The sequence below is a fragment of the Halomonas sp. 18071143 genome (genome assembly GCF_019211725.1).
GTDB lineage: Bacteria > Pseudomonadota > Gammaproteobacteria > Pseudomonadales > Halomonadaceae > Vreelandella > Vreelandella stevensii.
The window spans coordinates 942,323-959,650 of sequence record NZ_CP078120.1 but is presented as its reverse complement, the minus strand read 5'-3'; the positions used below and the strand labels follow the sequence as shown (position 1 = coordinate 959,650).

Annotated in this window: 18 protein-coding genes; 5 read left to right on the top strand and 13 right to left on the bottom strand. The window is 61.9% G+C overall.

Translation table 11 applies throughout. The features are described from left to right. Positions 1-32: 32 nt before the first annotated feature. Together KVY02_RS04645 and KVY02_RS04640 are read left to right on the top strand one after the other, a co-directional pair. Positions 33-527, top strand: coding sequence for an NfeD family protein (locus KVY02_RS04645; protein WP_039175771.1), 495 nt, complete (start codon positions 33-35; stop codon positions 525-527). Positions 528-529: 2 nt separating this feature from the next. Further along, positions 530-1,582, top strand: coding sequence for an SPFH domain-containing protein (locus tag KVY02_RS04640; protein ID WP_016916418.1), 1,053 nt, complete (start codon positions 530-532; stop codon positions 1,580-1,582). Between the two features lie 188 nt (positions 1,583-1,770). On the opposite strand, the gene KVY02_RS04635 is transcribed toward KVY02_RS04640, so the two are convergent. The 9 genes from KVY02_RS04635 to KVY02_RS18265 all read right to left on the bottom strand — a co-directional run bounded on the left by KVY02_RS04635 (position 1,771) and on the right by KVY02_RS18265 (position 12,545). Beyond that, positions 1,771-2,799, bottom strand: a complete 1,029-nt coding sequence (locus KVY02_RS04635) for a methionine synthase (RefSeq protein ID WP_218314545.1) — start codon at positions 2,797-2,799, stop codon at positions 1,771-1,773. A 26-nt stretch (positions 2,800-2,825) separates the two neighbouring features. Then, positions 2,826-3,803, bottom strand: a complete 978-nt coding sequence (locus tag KVY02_RS04630) for a DUF1852 domain-containing protein (RefSeq protein ID WP_218314543.1) — start codon at positions 3,801-3,803, stop codon at positions 2,826-2,828. 211 nt (positions 3,804-4,014) lie between these two features. Next, positions 4,015-5,364 carry an N-succinylarginine dihydrolase gene (astB, locus tag KVY02_RS04625; protein ID WP_218314540.1) on the bottom strand — a complete coding sequence of 450 codons (1,350 nt, stop codon included), beginning with the start codon at positions 5,362-5,364 and terminating at the stop codon, positions 4,015-4,017. Then, positions 5,361-6,833 (bottom strand): succinylglutamate-semialdehyde dehydrogenase, encoded by a 1,473-nt coding sequence (astD, locus tag KVY02_RS04620; protein ID WP_026002008.1) that lies wholly within the window; start codon positions 6,831-6,833, stop codon positions 5,361-5,363. The genes astB and astD overlap by 4 nt, the downstream gene beginning before the upstream one ends. Before the next feature lie 74 nt (positions 6,834-6,907). Continuing rightward, positions 6,908-7,939 (bottom strand): arginine N-succinyltransferase, encoded by a 1,032-nt coding sequence (gene astA, locus KVY02_RS04615; RefSeq protein WP_016916412.1) that lies wholly within the window; start codon positions 7,937-7,939, stop codon positions 6,908-6,910. After that, entirely contained in the window at positions 7,939-9,003 is a 1,065-nt protein-coding gene (locus KVY02_RS04610; protein ID WP_081139043.1) for an arginine N-succinyltransferase, read from the bottom strand. The genes astA and KVY02_RS04610 overlap by 1 nt, the downstream gene beginning before the upstream one ends. A 35-nt stretch (positions 9,004-9,038) precedes the next feature. Then, positions 9,039-10,253 (bottom strand): aspartate aminotransferase family protein, encoded by a 1,215-nt coding sequence (locus KVY02_RS04605; RefSeq protein WP_081139042.1) that lies wholly within the window; start codon positions 10,251-10,253, stop codon positions 9,039-9,041. A gap of 100 nt (positions 10,254-10,353) precedes the next feature. Then, positions 10,354-11,328: a GlxA family transcriptional regulator gene (locus KVY02_RS04600; protein WP_218315042.1), complete on the bottom strand. Its 975-nt coding sequence runs from the start codon at positions 11,326-11,328 to the stop codon at positions 10,354-10,356. A 155-nt stretch (positions 11,329-11,483) separates the two neighbouring features. Then, positions 11,484-12,545 (bottom strand): RNA-guided endonuclease InsQ/TnpB family protein, encoded by a 1,062-nt coding sequence (locus KVY02_RS18265; protein WP_016914375.1) that lies wholly within the window; start codon positions 12,543-12,545, stop codon positions 11,484-11,486. A gap of 21 nt (positions 12,546-12,566) precedes the next feature. On the opposite strand from KVY02_RS18265, the gene tnpA reads away from it, so the two are divergent. After that, positions 12,567-12,983 carry an IS200/IS605 family transposase gene (tnpA, locus tag KVY02_RS04590; protein WP_218314538.1) on the top strand — a complete coding sequence of 139 codons (417 nt, stop codon included), beginning with the start codon at positions 12,567-12,569 and terminating at the stop codon, positions 12,981-12,983. A 113-nt stretch (positions 12,984-13,096) separates the two neighbouring features. Here tnpA and KVY02_RS04585 read toward each other — a convergent pair whose 3' ends face one another. Next, a complete protein-coding gene (locus tag KVY02_RS04585; RefSeq protein WP_218314537.1) occupies positions 13,097-13,312 on the bottom strand; it encodes a hypothetical protein in 216 nt (71 codons plus the stop codon). 82 nt (positions 13,313-13,394) lie between these two features. Then, positions 13,395-14,600, bottom strand: coding sequence for an enoyl-ACP reductase FabV (gene fabV, locus KVY02_RS04580; RefSeq protein ID WP_218314536.1), 1,206 nt, complete (start codon positions 14,598-14,600; stop codon positions 13,395-13,397). Between the two features lie 160 nt (positions 14,601-14,760). Here fabV and KVY02_RS04575 point away from each other — a divergent pair, with 160 nt between their 5' ends. Further along, the gene (locus tag KVY02_RS04575; RefSeq protein ID WP_039175751.1) at positions 14,761-15,144 is read left to right on the top strand and encodes a DUF7079 family protein; all 384 of its coding nucleotides are present in this window, start codon (positions 14,761-14,763) and stop codon (positions 15,142-15,144) included. 5 nt (positions 15,145-15,149) lie between these two features. On the opposite strand, the gene KVY02_RS04570 is transcribed toward KVY02_RS04575, so the two are convergent. Both KVY02_RS04570 and KVY02_RS04565 read right to left on the bottom strand, forming a co-directional pair. Next, positions 15,150-15,635 carry a glutathione peroxidase gene (locus KVY02_RS04570; protein ID WP_218314534.1) on the bottom strand — a complete coding sequence of 162 codons (486 nt, stop codon included), beginning with the start codon at positions 15,633-15,635 and terminating at the stop codon, positions 15,150-15,152. Positions 15,636-15,736: 101 nt separating this feature from the next. Next, positions 15,737-16,354 carry a LysE family translocator gene (locus tag KVY02_RS04565; protein WP_016916404.1) on the bottom strand — a complete coding sequence of 206 codons (618 nt, stop codon included), beginning with the start codon at positions 16,352-16,354 and terminating at the stop codon, positions 15,737-15,739. 238 nt (positions 16,355-16,592) lie between these two features. Here KVY02_RS04565 and KVY02_RS04560 point away from each other — a divergent pair, with 238 nt between their 5' ends. After that, positions 16,593-17,324 carry a YebC/PmpR family DNA-binding transcriptional regulator gene (locus KVY02_RS04560; protein WP_016916403.1) on the top strand — a complete coding sequence of 244 codons (732 nt, stop codon included), beginning with the start codon at positions 16,593-16,595 and terminating at the stop codon, positions 17,322-17,324. Positions 17,325-17,328: the final 4 nt, after the last annotated feature.

Below are 17,328 nucleotides of genomic sequence, written 5' to 3'. Positions count from 1 at the left end.
CCTTGGGGGAGTCCACTTGATAAGGAGTGCTCATGGATTGGAATCCGGCCTACACCTGGCTAGTCATCGCGCTGCTGCTCAGTCTCGGCGAGCTGACCTCTGGCGCCATGGTCCTCCTGGCGCTGGGCATCGCCGCCGCCTTGACCGCCGCCGTCACCGCGCTGGGGCTGACACTGCCCTGGCAACTGCTCAGCATGGGCATCTTCGCGGGTATTCTGGTGCCCGTGGGCGTGATGGTGATTCGCCCGCGCTTTTCGCCCAAGGGGGTCGCCTACGGCACCACCGGTACCGGTGTGGAAAAGAACCAACACTATGTCACCCTGACCCGCGACTTCGATAATGCCACCGGCATCAAGGTCAATGGCGACTTCTATCGACTACGCGTGCTGGAGAGCGGAGCCACCGAGCTGCCCTCCGGCACTCCGGTGGTGTTCAAACGTTTCGAGGGCACCACCGCCCTGGTCATGCTGGCCCCTGCCAGCAACCCGGTTCCCCAGGACGACCATTCGCAACACAAGGAGCTTTAACCATGGATCTACCCATCAGCCCAGGCCTGTTGATCAGCCTGATCATCGTGGTCATCGGTATTCTGATCATTTCCAAGGGCTTGGTGATCGTTCGCCAATCGGAAGTCATGGTGATCGAGCGACTAGGCTCGTTTCACCGGGTGCTGGAGAGCGGCATCAACATCATCATTCCCTTTATCGAGCAGCCCCGCGCCATCACCATGATTCGCTACAAGAAGATGGGCGAGGAGTATCACCCCATCACCAGCGATGAAATTCGTATCGACCGTCGGGAAACCGTCATGGACTTTCCGGGCCAGCCGGTCGTGACCACCGACAACGTCACGGTGCGGATCAACGGCGCGCTCTACTATCAGATCATCGACCCCAAGCGAGCAGTCTATGAAGTCGAGAACATGAGCCAGGCCGTGGAGGTACTGGCCAAGACCACGCTGCGTTCGGTGGTCGGCAAGATGGAGCTGGATAAGCTGTTCGAATCCCGGGCCGAGGTGAACAACGAGATTCAGGCTGCCATGGAAGAGCCTGCTTCCAAGTGGGGGGTCAAGATCTCCCGGGTCGAAGTTCAGGACATCGCCATGCCGGAAGAGGTGGAGTCGGCCATGCGCCTGCAAATGGCTGCCGAGCGTAAGCGTCGTGCAACGGTCACCGAAGCCGAAGGCGAAAAATCAGCAGCCATTGCCATGGCCCAAGGCCAGCGTGAGTCTGCCATCCTCAACGCCCAGGGCGATAAAGAGTCGGCCATTCTGCGTGCCCAGGGCGAGCAGGAGTCGATCAAGCTGGTGCTCAGCGCCATTGGCGACAGCGACGAGCACAAGCGTACGGTAGTGGGCTACCTGCTCGGCCAGAGTTACATCAAGGTGCTGCCCACCATGGCCAAGGACGGCGAGCGCGTCTTCGTGCCCTACGAATCCTCGGCGCTGCTGGGCTCCATGGGCATGTTCCGCGAAATGGCGGGCACCCCGGAAGACGCCGTGGCCAACCATCTGGATCACGCCAACGCTCGCCAGGGCGGCTTCCGCAGTGGCATCGTGGGGGGTGCGGCAAGCGGCCAATAACCTCGCATTAACCTCTTGGGCCACCACGGCGGCTTGATGCGCCTCGTCGGCGAGGCGCGAGAGAGCCGGTGACTTGCCTATGGCACCCCAATGGCGTGCGGCACAGGTGTTTCGATAAGGATTTGGCTTGTTTATCGGGCAAGGCTATCGAGTCTGGTTATCCAAGAGCCTGGTTATCGAGAAGCCTGTTATCGAGAGAGCTCCTGGCGCACGATGTCGGCACCTGCGCTCAATGCCTTCAGCTTGCCTTGCGCCACTTTGCGCGGCAGGGGCGTCATGCCGCAGTTGGTGCAGGGGTAGAGCTTGTCGGCGTCCACAAAACGTAGCGCCTTGCGCAGGGTATCGGCGACTTGTTCCGGGGTTTCGACGGTGTGGGTGGCCACGTCGATGGCCCCGACCATCACCTTCTTGCCGCGAATCAGCTCGATCAGCTCCATGGGCACGTGGGAGTTCTGGCACTCCAGCGAGACGATGTCGATGTTCGAGGCCTGCAGTTTGGGGAAGATTTCCTCGTACTGGCGCCACTCGGACCCCAGCGTCTTCTTCCAATCGGTATTGGCCTTGATGCCGTAGCCGTAGCAGATATGCACGCCAGTCTCGCAGGTGACGCCTTCGATGGCTTTTTCCAAGGCGGCGATGCCCCAGTCGTTGACCTCATCGAAGAAGACATTGAAGGCGGGCTCATCGAACTGAATGATGTCTACCCCCGCCGCCGCCAGATCACGGGCTTCCTGGTTGAGAATCCTGGCAAATTCCCAGGCGAGTTTTTCACGGCTCTTGTAGTGGCCGTCATAGAGGGTGTCGACCATGGTCATGGGGCCTGGCAGCGCCCACTTGATGGGCTGGTCGGTCTGCTGACGCAGGAATTTGGCATCGTCGACGAAGACCGGTTTTTCCCGCGAGACAGGGCCCAGCACCGAAGGCACGCTGGCCTCGTAGCGATCACGGATCTTGACCGTCTTGCGCTGCTCGAAATCGACACCATCGAGGTGCTCGATGAACGTTGTCACGAAGTGCTGGCGGGTTTGCTCGCCGTCGCTGACGATGTCGATGCCTGCCTGACGCTGATCGTGCAGGCACGCCCGCAGCGCATCCTGCTTGCCTTCCACCAGCTCGTCGCCCTGCAGTTTCCAGGGGGACCAGAGCGTCTCGGGCTCGGCCAGCCAGGCGGGCTTGGGCAAACTACCGGCGGTCGAGGTGGGCAACAGTGTCTTCATAAGAAATAACCTTCATGATGAGGGGATCAAAGGGCGTAATCGGCCGACCACTTGTCGAGTATTTGGCGGAAGGGCTTGATGAAATATTGCTCGGTAAAGCGCCCCTGCTCGATGGCCAGTTGGCTGCGCTCTTCACGGTCGTACACGATGCGCGTCAGCGAGTAGTCCTGGTGCTTCAGGCTAGGCTGATAGAGCTTGCCTGCCGCCGAGTTGGCGTTATAGATCTCGGGGCGGTAAATCTTCTGAAACGTCTCCATGGTGCTGATGGCGCTGATCAGTTCGAGGTCGGTGTAATCGGCCAGCAGGTCGCCGGAGAAATAGAACGCCAATGGCGCCACGCTATGGGGCGGCATGAAGTAGCGCACCTGCAGGCCCATCTTGGCGAAGTAGAAATCCGTGAGCGACGGCTCGTCGTTGACGTACTCGACGCCCAGCACGGGGTGGCAATTTTCCGTCTGACGATACACCTTGCTGTGGGACACGCTCAGGCAGATGACCGGCGCCTTGCTGAACGATGCGCGGTAGGCGTCGGAGTGAATGAAACGCTTGAACAGCTTGCCATGCAGGTCGCCAAACCCTTCCGGGATGCCAAACTCCGAGCGCTCCTGATTGTGCTCGGCCAGCCACACGCTGAAGTCGTAGTCGCGAACGTAGGAAGAGAAGTTATTTCCCATCATGCCTTCGATGCGCTTGTCGAGATGCTGATCGATGATGGTCGTCTTCAGCATTTCAATCGCGGGGAAGGCATCGCTCGCGTTTGCCATGTTCAGCTCGCCGGTGATGATATCCAGCTCGACGGCATAGCGATCCGCCTTGGGGTTATCCCAGTGCGCCAGAGTATTGAACCGGTTGTTGATCATGGTCAGCGCATTGCGCAGGTTTTCCTGGCAGCGCTCCCCTCTCGCCAGATTGGCGAAGTTGGTCGTGGTACGCGTGCTCTCGGCAGGACGGTAGTTTTCGTCGAACCGGACGCTCTTGATATCGAAGGTAAAGTCGTAGCTCATCGCGAACAAACACCCTGTTGGTCGAGATTGGCGACGGCGCCGCAATGCAGCTCAGCGCTCGATGCCATGTTTGACGTTTCGATACACGGGCGTTAGCGCCACGTCATCGAAAAGGATGTGTTCTTTATGCCAGACCCACCACATGAATGAAAAGCGACATTAATTCAACTCATCATGAGAAAACCTCATGATGAGCTGTTTGGCAGGGCGCTTACCCCTGTTGAAACGGATACACCGAGCCAATGTTCAGCAGCTGCGTCAGCTCATCCAGCGCGGTGAGGACTTCCGTGGCGAGCTGCGGGTCGGCCAGGTCATCGGTGGCGAGGCGGTCGCGGTAGTGGCGGCTCACCCAGGCGGTGAGGTCGTTATAGAGCGCATCGTCGAGCAGCACTCGACCGCTTAGGGCTGCGCGCTCGGCGTCGCTGAGCACCACGCGCAGGCGCAGGCAGGCGGGGCCGCCGCCGTTGCGCATGCTCTGCTTCACGTCCTTGACGATCACTTCGCCAATGGGATTATTGCCTGCCAGGATGAAGTCCTGCAGCGTGCGCCACACGGCTTCCCGCTCCTGACACTCGCTGGGCACCACCAGCGTCATGGTGCCATCCTGGTTGGAAAGCAGTTGCGAGTTGAACAGGTACGACGCTACCGCGTCTTCCATGCTCACCGCTTCCATCGGCACCCGAACGGGAATCAGCGGCGTGCTCATCTTGGCGCGCAGCTCGTCCAGCGTGCGCTCTTCATCGAGAAACGCCATTTCGTGGTAGAGCAGCACCGGACCGTTACCCACGGCAATCACATCGTTGTGGAACACCCCAGCATCGATGGCCTCCGGGTGCTGCTGGGCAAAGACGGTCTGGGCGTCGCTCAGCCCGTGCTGGCGTGCCACCGCCTGGCTGGCTTCCAGCGTTTGCCGGGCGGGATAGCGCTTGGGCTCGCTGCGCCCGCCGCCAAACGCCTGGCGGCCATACACGAACAGGTGCACGCCGGGCTCGCCGTACTCACCGCATAGCCGGGTGTGGTTGGCCGCCCCTTCATCGGAAAACGCGGGGGTGGCGGGCAGCACCGGGTGGTGGGCGAAGTGCTGCTCATCGCGGAAAATCGCCTGGAGTACGCGCCCCGTGGTGCGCGGCTCCAGGTAGCGGTGGAAGCTCGACTGCAGGTTGGCCGGGGTAAAGTGCACCCGACCATCCGGCGCATCCACGCCAGGCGTAATGGTGCCCGCGTTGGCGGTCCACATGCTGGACGCCGAGCATACCGCCCGCAGCAGTTGTGGCGCTTGCTGCGCCGCTTGAGCGAGGATCTCGCGGTTGCTGCCGCTGAAGCCCAAGTCGCGCAGCGCGCCCAGGTCCGGCCGCTGCTGCGGGGGCAGAACACCCTGGGCGTAGCCTGCGTCCATCAGCGACTTCATCTTGGCCAGCCCCTGCAGCGCGCCCTCTCGGGGGTTGGAAACCAGGCCCCCGTGGCTCATGGAGGCCACATTACCGTGGGCCAGTCCCGAGTAGTTGTGGGTCAGCCCGACCAGACCGTCGAAGTTGACTTCCCGAATGCTGTGAACGCTCATAGGGTGACTCCCGGTGGCAGGGTTTCGGGCATTTCCAGACTGTCGGCTTCCATGGAGGCAACGGGGTAGGCGCAGTAGTCGGCGGCATAAAAAGCGCTGGGGCGGTGATTGCCGCTATCGCCTACGCCGCCGAAGGGCGCGTCCCCCGATGCCCCCGTGGTCTGGCGGTTCCAGTTCACGATGCCTGCGCGAATACGCAGCAGGAAGTCGTCCCAATCCGCCGGTTCGCCACCGATCAGCCCCGCCGAAAGGCCATAGCGGGTGTCGTTGGCCAGTGCCAGCGCCTCGTCCCAATCGGCATAGCGATGGATTTTCAGCAGCGGGCCAAAGTGCTCTTCATCGGGCACCTCCAGGCCGGTCACGTCGATCAGCGCGGGGCTGAGCAGGCTGGTGTTCTCTGCCAGGCGCTGCATACGGTTGATCACCGTGCCGCCCATGGCTTCCAGTTCGTCCTGCGCCTTGAGCAGGCCATCGGCCGCGGCCACGCTCACCAGGCCGCCATAGAACGGCGCGGGCTCCTCGTCGAACTGCCCGGCCACGTGCAGTTTGGCAATCGCCTCTGAGAGCGCGTCGATGAGACGATCTCCCGCCTCCCCCTGGGGAATCATCAGACGACGGGCGCAGGTGCAGCGCTGGCCGCCGGAAAGAAACGCCGACTGCAAAATGGTCAGGACGGCTGCGCGCTGGTCATCCACCTCCTTGACCACCAGCGGGTTGTTGCCCCCCAGCTCCAGCGCGAGGATTTTATCCAGCTGCCCGGCAAACTGCTGCTGCAACAGGCCGCCCACTTTGGCGCTGCCGGTAAACAGCAAGCCATCGATACCCGGGTGGGCAGAGAGCGCCTGCCCCACGGCCACACCGCCTTGTACCAGGTTGATCACCCCGGCGGGCAAGCCGGCTTCCAGCCAGCACTGCAGGGTCAAATCCGCGGTGAGCGGGGTCTGGTCGCTGGGCTTGAACACCACCGTGTTACCCGCCAACAGCGCGGGCACCATGTGGCCGTTGGGCAGGTGCCCAGGGAAGTTATAGGGGCCGAATACGGCCATTACCCCGTGGGGCCGATGGCGCAGGACCGCCCTGGCGGTACCCACCTCTTTTTCACGTTCGCCGGTGCGCTCGTGGTACGCCTTGATGGAGAGCGCCACCTTGCCCACCATGGCTCCGACTTCGGTACGCGCTTCCCATAGCGGCTTGCCGGTTTCTGCGGCAATCGCCACGGCCAGGTCTTCCTGGCGCGCCTTGAGCACCTCGACGAACCGCTCCACCAGCGCCTGACGCTCGGCAAAGGGAGTGCGCGCCCAACCGGGGAAGGCGGCCCTGGCGGCCTCGACTGCCCGCCCCACCTGGGGCTGCGACGCCGAAGCCCCTTGCCAGAGCAGCGTGCCTGCCACGGGGTCGTGCTTGGTCACGGGGGCGGCCTCGCCGACCACCCAGGCCCCATCGATCAACTGCTGCTGTTGGGCGGGCATACGCGGGGTGCGTGCGTTCGGGTTATGCATGACGCTCTCCTTTGCTGAGCCGGGTAGTCGGGTATGTGGGCAGATCAGGTTTCCAGCAGACGCAGCGTGTCGCCCGTGGCGACGCCCAGCCGCTCGGCCTCCTGAGGGGTCAGGACGACGGTGCTTTCGTCGGCGGGGCCTCGGCCAATCCAGCCAGCGGTAAAGTGCTGCATCTGAGTGGTGGCCGCCAGCCAGCGGCTGACGCTTTCTGCGGCAGCGTCGGGCGACACCTCCACCTGATAGCAGCGTGAATTGCGGATCGCCCGCACATCATCGATATAGGCTTCCACCGTGGGGCCGCCGTCGAAGATGTCGATGTAGCCTTCCCAGCGCAGCCCCTCTTTCTTGAGCATCTCCAGCGCCGGGCGGGTGTGGCGATGTACCTGACCAATACAGGCCCGCGCCTCTTCCGACATGAACGTGGTGTAAATGGGAAACTTGGGCATCAGCTCGCCAATGAAGCTTTTCTGCCCCAGGCCAGTCAGCCGGTCTGCCTCGCTGAAATCCATGGGGAAGAAGTGCTTGCCCAGGCTCTGCCAGAACGGGCTGACGTTGTTTTCATCGAACACGCCGCGCATTTCGGCAAGCACCTTCTCGGGAAAACGGTCGCGGAACTGAGCCATGAACAGCCAGCGCGCCTTGGAAAGCAGCGCACCGTTGCGCAAATGCTTGTTGGCCTCGCCACGGTACTCCGGGCGCAGGAACAGCGAGCACACCTCGGCATCGCCGGTATGGTCCGAGCTCAAAAACAGCGTGTCGATGGTGCGATGCAGGTCGAGCTGTACCGACGAGTGGGCCAGGGTGCCAAGCCGGTAGTTGTAGAACGGCACCTCGCGCCCCACCTGACCTTCAATGGCGCAGCAGCCTGCCAGCTCGCCGTTGGACTCATCTTCCAGTACAAAAAAGTAGAGCCGGTCGTCCACTGGCGTGCGCTCTTCGAACGCACGGGCGGCGGCGTCGATCTTGCCCGCCAGGAACTCACGGTTATCCGGCAGCGAGGTAAAGCCAACGCCTGCCTGCTGCGCCAGCGCCTGGAGCCCATCCAGATCATCACGGGCAATGGGGCGAATGCGCATTACATCTCTCCTTCATCGAGCGCATCGACGGCGCTGGGCAGGGCTAACGGCGCTGCCAGTACGGCGCGCCCCTCTTCCACCCCCAGACGCTGCGCATGCTGCGGGGAAAGCATCAGCTGTCCGGTGGGCGAAAGTGCATAGCGCGCCACGATGCAGCGAAAATCGCTCAGCGTCTGGTTGGCGATCATCGCCGGTTCGGCATCCGGCAAGGCATGCTCCGGGCGCACCCGCACCGGGTGCCAGGCAGCACGACGACAGGTTTCCAGCCGTTCGCGCTCGGCCTTGACGATGGGCCCGGCATCGAAAATATCCACATGCCGGGAACGGACAAAGCCTTCCGCCAGCATTTCCGCCAGCGCTGCTTCATGGGCCGGATGTTCACGGCCTATGGCTGCCCTGGCAGGCGGCGTCAATAGCGGCAGGTAGAGCGGAAACTGGGGCATCACCTCGGCAATGAAGCTTTTCGAGCGCACCCCGGCCATGTGGTTCATCTCCTGGAAGCCGCGGGCAAAGAAGTGGCGGCCCACGCTCTCCCAGAAGGGCGATTCATTCTGGCGATCCAGGTACCCCGGAAACGCCACGGCGAGAATCCGCGAGAAGCGCTCCGGGTACTGGGCAATGAACATCAGCCGCGCCCGCCGCAGCAGGCTCTCGGCGCTGGTGCCCTTGTAACGCGGGTTGAGCGACAGCGCACAGAGCAGCGTGGCGTCCGAGACTTCGTGGGACAGCGCCAGGGTCTGTACTTCCCGGCGCACGTTGAGCTGCTGCGAGGCGTGGATCAGCGTCTCCTGGCGGTAGGTGTAATAGGCCTCGGCGGCCCCCGCCTGGGCGCGGATGGTGGCGGTACCGAGCACTTCATGACGATGATCGTCCGCCAGCACGAACATGTACTGCTCGTTACCCGGAAAATCGACCTCGCTGCCAAACGCCTCCTGGGAGCGCAGGATGCGCTCCTCTAACCGCTCTCGGTTGGCGGGCAGGTTGGTCAGCCGAGGAACGGCGTGCTCGGCCAGCTGTTCCAGGGCAGGCAGGTCGGCCAGAGTGACCGGACGGATAACCAGCATGCTCAACGCTCCTTCTGGTAACGTTTGCGGCCTGCTCATGCGCTGGCAACAAGGCGCTCGATGGCTCGTTCGAGACGCGCCATGCCTTCGGCGATGTCGGCCTCGGGGATCACCAGCGACGGCGCCATGCGCAGCACATTGGGACCTGCGATCAGCGCCATCACGCCCTCTTCCATGGCCAGCGGCAGGATATCCTTGGCGCGACCTTCGAAGGCATCGGACATCTGTGCGCCCATCAACAGGCCCATGCCGCGGATTTCCTTGAACACGCCGTGCTTGCGGTTGATGGTTTCCAGGTGCTCACGGAACAGGTCGTGACGCTGCTTGACCCCTTGCAGCACTTCGGGGGTGTCGATGAACTCGACCGCCGCCAGCGCCACCGCCGATGCCAGCGCGTTGCCGCCGTAAGTGGAGCCATGGGTACCGATCACCAGCGACTTGGCAATGGCGTCGGTGGTCAAGGTGGCGCCGATCGGGAAGCCACCGCCCAGCGATTTGGCGCTGGTGAGAATGTCCGGAGTGATACCGAAGTTCTTGTAGGCGTACAGCTCGCCGCTGCGGCCCACGCCGGTTTGCACTTCATCGAAAATCAGCAGCGCGCTGTGCTCGTCGCACAGATCGCGCAGGCCCTGCAGGAACTCCTGGGTGGCAGGCACGATGCCGCCCTCCCCCTGCATGGGCTCGACCATGATGGCGCAGGTGTCATCGCCCACCAGCTTGCGCACGCTCTCCAGGTCGTTGAAGTTGGCGTGCAGAATGCCGCCGGGCACCGGGCCAAAGCCCTGGGAGTATTTTGGCTGCCCGCCCACGCTCACGGTGAAGAAGGTGCGGCCATGGAACGACTGGTAGAACGAGATGATCTTGTCCTTGTGCTCGCCGTGGTGATCCACCGCCCAGCGGCGCGCCAGCTTCAGCGCCGCCTCGTTGGCTTCACCGCCGGAAGAGCACAGGAATACCTTGTCGGCGAAGGTGCGCTCGGTGAGCGTCCTGGCCAGCTTGAGCGCAGGCTCGTTGGTGAACACGTTGGACAAGTGCCAGAGCTTTTCGCCCTGCTCTTTCAGCGCATTGACCAGTACCGGGTGGCAGTGGCCCAGCGAGTTCACCGCAATCCCCCCGGCAAAATCGATGTATTCACGGCCTTGCTGATCCCACAGGCGGCTGCCTTCACCACGCACCGGAATGCTCTGTTGCGGTGAGTAGTTGGGCATCATGTAGTGGTCGAAATCCTGGCGACTTGGGGTGTGGCTCATGAAACAAATCCTCCGGTGGAGTCAGCGATGACATCAGTATACGAGGGGCGGTGGCCGCCCTGCTTTCACGATTGGGACGCTAAATTATGAAAAGCTGCGCCTACCCCAGCCGCTCTTCCCGCGGGGTGATCCCAAAGTGGTTACGGTAGGCAGTGGAAAAGTGCGCGCCCGAGGAGAAACCGGTCATCAGGGCAATGTCGCCCACGGGACGGTCGCTCTCTCTGAGCTGTTTGCGGGCTTCCTGCAGCCGCAAGTCCAGATAATAACGGCTGGGCACCGCCTGCAGGAACTTCTTGAACAGCCGCTCCAACTGACGCCGGGAAATGCCCAGGTGTTCGGCCAGTTCCAGGGTCGAAAGCGGCTCTTCGATATTGGCTTCCATCAGCGTGACCGCATCCACCAGGCTTTGTGGGGCGTGGCCCAGGCGGTGGCGCAGGGGGACGTGCTGGCGCTCATCGGCAAGGCGAATGCGATCGCACACGAACTGCTCCGAGACCTGCTCTGCCAGCCGTGGGCCGTGATGCTTGCCGATCAGCGTCAGCATCATGTCCATGGCGGCGGTGCCGCCCGCGCAGGTCAGACGGTCACGGTCGATCTCGAACAGCTGCTGGGAAAGCGTGACCTGGGGGTACGCCTGGGCAAATGCGTCGAAGCGCTGCCAGGGCAGCGTCGCGCGATAGCCTTCCAGCAGCCCGCAGCGGGCCAGCACTTCGGTGCCCCCGGCCAGGCCGCCTAGCGCAACGCCCCTGCCCTGATGACCGCGCAGCCACTCGTGAAGCCTGGCGGGCAGTACGTAAGGTAGCGGTGTCGGTGCGCAGACCAGCAGCATATCCAAGGGGCCAAGAGCGGCTTCCAGCGGGTGTTGGGCCAGCAGCGAAAGCTGCGATGCACTGCGCACGGGCTCGTCGTCCAGGCTGAGCGTCAGCGTGTGATACAGCATCTGGCCACTGAGCTGATTGGCCATCTGCAGTGGCTCGATGGCGCTGGCATGGGCCAATAACGAAAACCCGGGAAGCAGCACAAAGGCAACCCGCCGACGCTGATCGGGGGAAGGCGTCAACGGCCGAGTGGGCATATGAAGATGTGACAAGGTGAGAGGCACTGCATGGAAACCGCCGCTGGCTGTCGAGATAACGTGTTCAAATCAAACGTCATCTTACCCAATTGCGGCGCGGAAGGCAGCGCCATGACCGCAGGAACAAAAACACGGCGCTTGACGTCCTCCCCGCCCTAAAGGACGGGGATTCCAACTTCTTGAGGGCAACGTCCTGCCCCGAGGCTGAGGATATTCCGGGCCGCATTCACGTCCCGGTCGTGGAGTACACCACACTCCACGCACTCCCAGACCCTTACTCGCAACCCGTTGACGCCCTGCGGCCCGCTAAGCGAGCCGCACGACGAACAGGCGCGGGTGGTGTTGGTTTCGCGAACGACCTTGAAGACGATGCCTGCGTGAGCGCATTTATATTCCAGCATCGTTTTCAGTTGTGACCAGCCAGCGTCGTAGACGCTTTTGGCCATCCTGGTCTTCGCGAGCCTGGTTGAGGAAACATCGCCCACGACGATTTCGCCGTACTGGTTGACGAGTTTCCGGGAAAACTTGTGCTGCGCGTCCTGGCGACGGTTCTTGATCTTGGCGTGAATAGCTTTTACCCGCCGCTTGTTGCGGGCACGTTGGGCTGTCGCCAACTGGTCTTCCATGCGGCGGTAGAAGCGGCTGTTTTCCAGCCTTCCTCCATCGCTACAGGTGGCCACATCCTTGAGCCCAAGGTCGATGCCAACGGCACCCTGCCCAAGCGTCGGCTGCACGTCCACCTCGACCGCAACATTGAAATACCACCGGCCCCGGCTATCTTCGTTGAAACTGCCGGCACGGAACTTGTATGTCGACAGGCCGTAGCTATCCCACACCTTGAAGTAGGTGCCGTTGTGAAATACCTGCCCATTCTTCCACTTGGCCGCGCCGGTATTGACCGGAATCCAGCCAAGTGAGCGGCGTACACCGCCGGACTTGCGCCAATTCAAGCGGGGCTTTTTGAACTGCTTGCGGCGGGCAACGTATTCAGCAGCGATGCATTGCAGCGTTTGGCTGTGCAGGCCGAGGTCCTTGCCAGCACCCTTGGTATAGGGGTGCATGTCGTAGGCAGACAGAAACAGACCTTTCTCCCGAATGGCTCGGGAAGACAGTTCGTTGAGGTAGTTCCAAACAAAATTCACGCTGCGGGCCATGCGGTTAAGCTCGGCGGCGTGTTTGTCCTTCACTCGAACCTTGAGGGTCTTGGTCTGCTTCATGGCTTCGAATATACTTGGTCTATGGAAACCAAACAAGCTATCAGAACAGGAAGACACTGCGTTTTTAAACTCCATGCCCATTTGGTATTTGTCACCAGGTATCGGGGCAAGGTGTTCACCGACGCGCATCTCAACTCCCTCGAATTGCTTTTCGACCGAGTGTGTCGGGACTTCGAGGCGGAGCTACAGGAGTTCAACGGTGAAACCGATCACGTCCATTTGCTTGTCAACTTTCCACCCAAAGTGGCGGTATCCAGGCTGGTGAATAGTTTGAAGGGGGTATCCAGCCGGCGGATGAAGTTACTACACCCTGAACTGGTGCAGCCCGCCTACCGGAAGAACTCGCTGTGGAGTCCAAGCTACTTTGCGGGAAGTGTCGGAGGCGCCCCTCTGAGCATGGTCAAGCAGTATATTGAGCAACAATCGAGGCCGGACTAGGGGCGCTCTCGCGCCCCTCGCTATCCATCCTCGCACTAGAAGTACGAGGTTTTTCGCGATGTTCGATAAATGCAAATTGCCGGGCCACTGGCCCGGCAAACGAAGGTGCTGCGTCAACCGCCGCTGTTGCCCATGCCAAAGATCACGAAGGCCGCCACCACCAGGCCCAGGCCAATGATCACCACGGGCAGCAGCTTGTGCATGCCGCTGGGGGGCTTTTTGGCTTCCGGCTGTTTATGGGGCGCCGCCTTGTCGAAATCTTCGGGCAACCGCTGGTTCAGTACGTGCTCTTTCTCTTCTTCCGGGGTCTTGCTCTCTTTGGTATCCATACGCCACCTCTTCCTGGCCGGTTAGATGAAACAGCGCGGCGGCTTCTCGCTCCGTCGCACCAAAGGTTACAGGGTTACGACTTCATAAGGTTACGACATCGAACGCCACATCGGGGTTCACATCGGCGTCGTAGTCCACATCGTCACGCTCGAAGCCAAACAGCTTCAGGAACTCATGCTTGTAACCAGCATAGTCGGTAATGTCGAACAGGTTCTCGGTGGTGACGTTTGGCCACAGGTCCTGACAGGCTTTTTGAACGTCGTCACGCAGCTCCCAGTCGTCCAGACGCAGACGGCCCTGCTCGTCGGTGGCCATCTCACCGGGCTGGCCTGAGTAGAGGCGCTCGCCAAACAGACGGTTCAACTGGTCGATGGTGCCTTCGTGCAGGCCCTGCTCTTTCATGATGCGGTACACCATGGCGATGTACAGCGGCATCACCGGAATCGCCGCGCTGGCCTGGGTAACGACGGATTTCAGCACCGCCACGTTAGCACCGCCGCCGCTCTCTTGCAGCTTGGCATCGATGGCCGCCGCTGCGCGGTCCAGGTCTTCCTTGGCTTTCCCCAGAGCACCGTGCCAGTAGATCGGCCAGGTGATTTCGGTGCCGATATAGCTGAACGCCACGCTGCGGGCACCCTTGGCCAGCACGCCTGCATCGGCCAGAGCGCTCATCCACAGCTCCCAATCTTCGCCGCCCATCACGGTGATGGTGTCGTCGATCTCTTGCTGCGTCGCCGGCTCCACCTCGGCTTCGATGATCGCGTCCTTGTTGGTATCGATGGCCGTGGCGCGGTAGGTCTCACCGATGGGCTTCAGGCTGGAGCGCTTGAGCTCGCCGGTATCGGGCATCTTGCGCACCGGCGAGGCCAGTGAGTAAACCACCAGGTCGATCTCGCCCATGTCCTGCTTGATCAGCTCGATGGCTTTCTCGCGGGCTTCATGGGAGAACGCATCGCCGTTGATGGACTTGCTGTACAGCCCTTCCTGCTTGGCAAACTTGTCGAAGGCCGCGCTGTTGTACCAGCCCGCCGTGCCGGGCTTCTTCTCGCTGCCGGGCTTTTCGAAGAACACGCCCAGGGTGTCGGCACCGTAGCCGAAGGCCGCCGTGATACGCGCCGCCAGGCCGTAGCCGCTGGAAGCCCCGATCACCAGCACTTTCTTCGGGCCCTGGCGCTTGTCCAAACCACGGGCGCGGGTCGCTTCGATCTGTTCGAGAACGTTCTGTTCGCAGCCTTTGGGATGAGTAGTGGTGCAGATAAAGCCCCGAACTTTCGGTTTAATGATCACATTGGACCCCTTCATCGGATGAGTATCATCGGAGCACCCTCGTGCTCACTTGCCAGTAGGCGCTATTCTAGCGGGCCAGGCGCGCCCTGTCCGCTCTTGAGGTTATGGGGGATTCACGGCAGGATAGCGCCCTGCCCACTTCCTGCCGATGAGAACCGTGATGAATGCACAGCAGCTAGTCGATGAACGCGGCGACCTCTGGTTGGCGCTCGCCCCGCTTTGGCTGGACCGCGAACCCACCGAGCGCGACTACGCTCGCATGATCGAGGTCATCGAACAGCACGGGCTACCGCTCAAGGAGCTCGAGTGGGTGTTCCGTATCGAGCTGGCCCCGGTGCTGTCACGCCATCAGCTGTCGGTGGCCAGCGAGTGGCGCAAGTTCGATGACTACAAGCTGATGAAGCAGCTGGTCAATCACAACCTGCGCCTGAAGGGTTGGCGGCGCAAAACCTGGGCGCTGTTTTCGGGCTTGACCACCATGATGGTACGCCACCGTTGGAACGACCTGATGCAGCGGCTGATGGTGAGCCGGGGCGAGCTCTAGCCCCTTCACGCCTTGTCCAGCGCCGCCTCCACGGCCAGGCGCAGGCGTGGGCCATGGTCTCGTGGGCCAAAACGCGCCAGCACTTGCCCGTCTCTGGCGACCAGAAACTTGGTGAAGTTCCACTTGATGGCCCGCGTGCCCAGCACGCCTGGCGCTCCCTGCTTGAGCAGCGTAAAGAGCGGATGCGCGTTGCCCCCGTTGACGTTCACCTTCTCCATGAGCGGAAAGCTGACCCCGAACTGCTGCTCCCCGAAGGTGCAGAATGCTTCGGCGCTTTCGGGCGACTGCCGCCCAAACTGGTTGCAGGGAAAGCCCAGCACGGTAAAGCCACGGTCACGGTAGCGTTGGTACAGGCTTTCCAGCCCCTTGAGCTGGGGCGTAAAGCCACACTGACTGGCGACGTTGACCACCAACAGCACCTGGCCGCGCAGCGCACGCAGATTGAAGGGCTGGCCCTGATGGGTGTAGCAATCCTGTTCGTAAATGCTCATCACACACCCTCTTGCTGTCGTCTGACGCTACCTTGCCACGAGGCGGCCTGCCAGCACCAGCCCGGCGGCTCACGCCTGTGCGAATTTTCCACCATGGCTGCTTATAGCAGTGGCCCCGCCACGACCCTCAGCGCCAGCGCGATCAGCAGCACACCGGTAACACGGTTGACCCAGTGGGCGTGGCGCTGCAGCCAGGGCAACACTCGCGAGTGCGATAGCCCCACGGCCACCAGCACGTACCAGCCGCCATCGATGACCATCGCCGTAGCCACGATGATGCCCTTGGCCAACGGGCTCATGTCCGGCGTCACGAACTGACTGAGCAGGGCCACGAAAAAGATGATCAGCTTGGGATTGCCCAGAGCCACCAGCACCGCTTCTCGGGCCGCCTGGCCTGGCGTGGTGACCACCGCATTGGCTGCCAGCGAGCTGGCACGCCCGGCCCGCAAGGCTTTGATCCCCAGCCACGCCAGGTAGGCGGCCCCACCCCAGGTGATCAGCTGAAAAACCTCGGGGTGGCGTACCACCAGCGCGCCCAGCCCCAGCACGGTCAACAGGGCATAAAAACCCACGCCCAGGGCATGGAACACCGCCGCGGTCACGCCGGGCAGCCGCCCGCCCCCCAAAGTGTGGCGCAGTACCAGCGCAAGGCTTGGCCCCGGGGACATGGCCCCCATGGCACAGATGGCGGCCAGCGATAACCAGAGCGTCAGCGGCATGCGTTTCTCCATGAGTCCAGCGGTTGATCAGCGCACCAGTATACGCCAGCTCAAGCGCAGGCGGGTGGCTGCCTAGGCCGCGCATCGTGGTATCCTCCTCCGGCCTTGAATACGGCCTTAAATAACGCTGTTAGCATGGTACGCTGTTGGGTAAAATTTTCCTTTTTCAGAACGTTCGGCAACGCCGATCAATGACGCCTGCCGTGCAGGCAGTTCATGGTTAATAAAGGACTTCAATATGGGTAGGGCGTTTCAGAACCGTAAGGAATCCATGGCCAAGACGGCCGCTGCGAAAACCAAGGTGTACAGCAAGTACGGGCGTGAAATCTACGTCTGCGCCAAAGCAGGGGGCACCGACCCCAATGGCAACCTGGCGCTGCGCGGCCTGATGGAGCGTGCCAAGAAAGATCAGGTGCCATCCCACGTCATCGACAAGGCCCTCGACAAGGCCAGCGGTGCCGGAGGCGAGGACTTCTCGCCCGCTCGTTACGAGGGCTTCGGCCCCGGCAATGCCATGGTCATCGTCGACTGCCTCACCGACAACCCCAACCGCACCTTTGGCGATGTGCGCGGCTGCTTTACCAAGACCAAGAGCAAGATCGGCACGCCGGGCAGTGTGAGCCACATGTTCGATCACTGCGCGATCTTCTCGTTTACCGGTGGCGATGAAGAAGCCGTGCTGGAAGCGTTGATGGAAGCCGACGTGGACGTCACCGACATCGAGCAGGAAGACGGTCGTATCACGGTATTTGCTCCGAACACCGATTACGCCAAGGCCAAGCAGGCACTGCTGGACGCCTTTGGCGAGATCGACTTCGAAGTGGATGAAATCCAGTTCCTGCCACAGAACACCACGCCGGTGGAAGGTGACGACGCCGCCATGTTCGAAAAGCTGCTGAACATGCTCAACGAGCTGGACGACGTGCAGAACGTCTTTCACAGCGCCGAACTGCCGGAAGAGAACGCCTGAGCGG

Excerpts from the sequence above, each read along its gene's own strand:
- KVY02_RS04645 (WP_039175771.1), top strand. The coding sequence starts at position 33 with ATGGATTGGAATCCGGCCTACACCTGGCTAGTCATCGCGCTGCTGCTC.
- KVY02_RS04640 (WP_016916418.1), top strand. The coding sequence starts at position 530 with ATGGATCTACCCATCAGCCCAGGCCTGTTGATCAGCCTGATCATCGTG.
- KVY02_RS04635 (WP_218314545.1), bottom strand. The coding sequence starts at position 2,799 with ATGAAGACACTGTTGCCCACCTCGACCGCCGGTAGTTTGCCCAAGCCC.
- KVY02_RS04630 (WP_218314543.1), bottom strand. The coding sequence starts at position 3,803 with ATGAGCTACGACTTTACCTTCGATATCAAGAGCGTCCGGTTCGACGAA.
- astB (WP_218314540.1), bottom strand. The coding sequence starts at position 5,364 with ATGAGCGTTCACAGCATTCGGGAAGTCAACTTCGACGGTCTGGTCGGG.
- astD (WP_026002008.1), bottom strand. The coding sequence starts at position 6,833 with ATGCCCGCCCAACAGCAGCAGTTGATCGATGGGGCCTGGGTGGTCGGC.
- astA (WP_016916412.1), bottom strand. The coding sequence starts at position 7,939 with ATGCGCATTCGCCCCATTGCCCGTGATGATCTGGATGGGCTCCAGGCG.
- KVY02_RS04610 (WP_081139043.1), bottom strand. The coding sequence starts at position 9,003 with ATGCTGGTTATCCGTCCGGTCACTCTGGCCGACCTGCCTGCCCTGGAA.
- KVY02_RS04605 (WP_081139042.1), bottom strand. The coding sequence starts at position 10,253 with ATGAGCCACACCCCAAGTCGCCAGGATTTCGACCACTACATGATGCCC.
- KVY02_RS04600 (WP_218315042.1), bottom strand. The coding sequence starts at position 11,328 with ATGCCCACTCGGCCGTTGACGCCTTCCCCCGATCAGCGTCGGCGGGTT.
- KVY02_RS18265 (WP_016914375.1), bottom strand. The coding sequence starts at position 12,545 with ATGAAGCAGACCAAGACCCTCAAGGTTCGAGTGAAGGACAAACACGCC.
- tnpA (WP_218314538.1), top strand. The coding sequence starts at position 12,567 with ATGGAAACCAAACAAGCTATCAGAACAGGAAGACACTGCGTTTTTAAA.
- KVY02_RS04585 (WP_218314537.1), bottom strand. The coding sequence starts at position 13,312 with ATGGATACCAAAGAGAGCAAGACCCCGGAAGAAGAGAAAGAGCACGTA.
- KVY02_RS04575 (WP_039175751.1), top strand. The coding sequence starts at position 14,761 with ATGAATGCACAGCAGCTAGTCGATGAACGCGGCGACCTCTGGTTGGCG.
- KVY02_RS04570 (WP_218314534.1), bottom strand. The coding sequence starts at position 15,635 with ATGAGCATTTACGAACAGGATTGCTACACCCATCAGGGCCAGCCCTTC.
- KVY02_RS04565 (WP_016916404.1), bottom strand. The coding sequence starts at position 16,354 with ATGCCGCTGACGCTCTGGTTATCGCTGGCCGCCATCTGTGCCATGGGG.
- KVY02_RS04560 (WP_016916403.1), top strand. The coding sequence starts at position 16,593 with ATGGGTAGGGCGTTTCAGAACCGTAAGGAATCCATGGCCAAGACGGCC.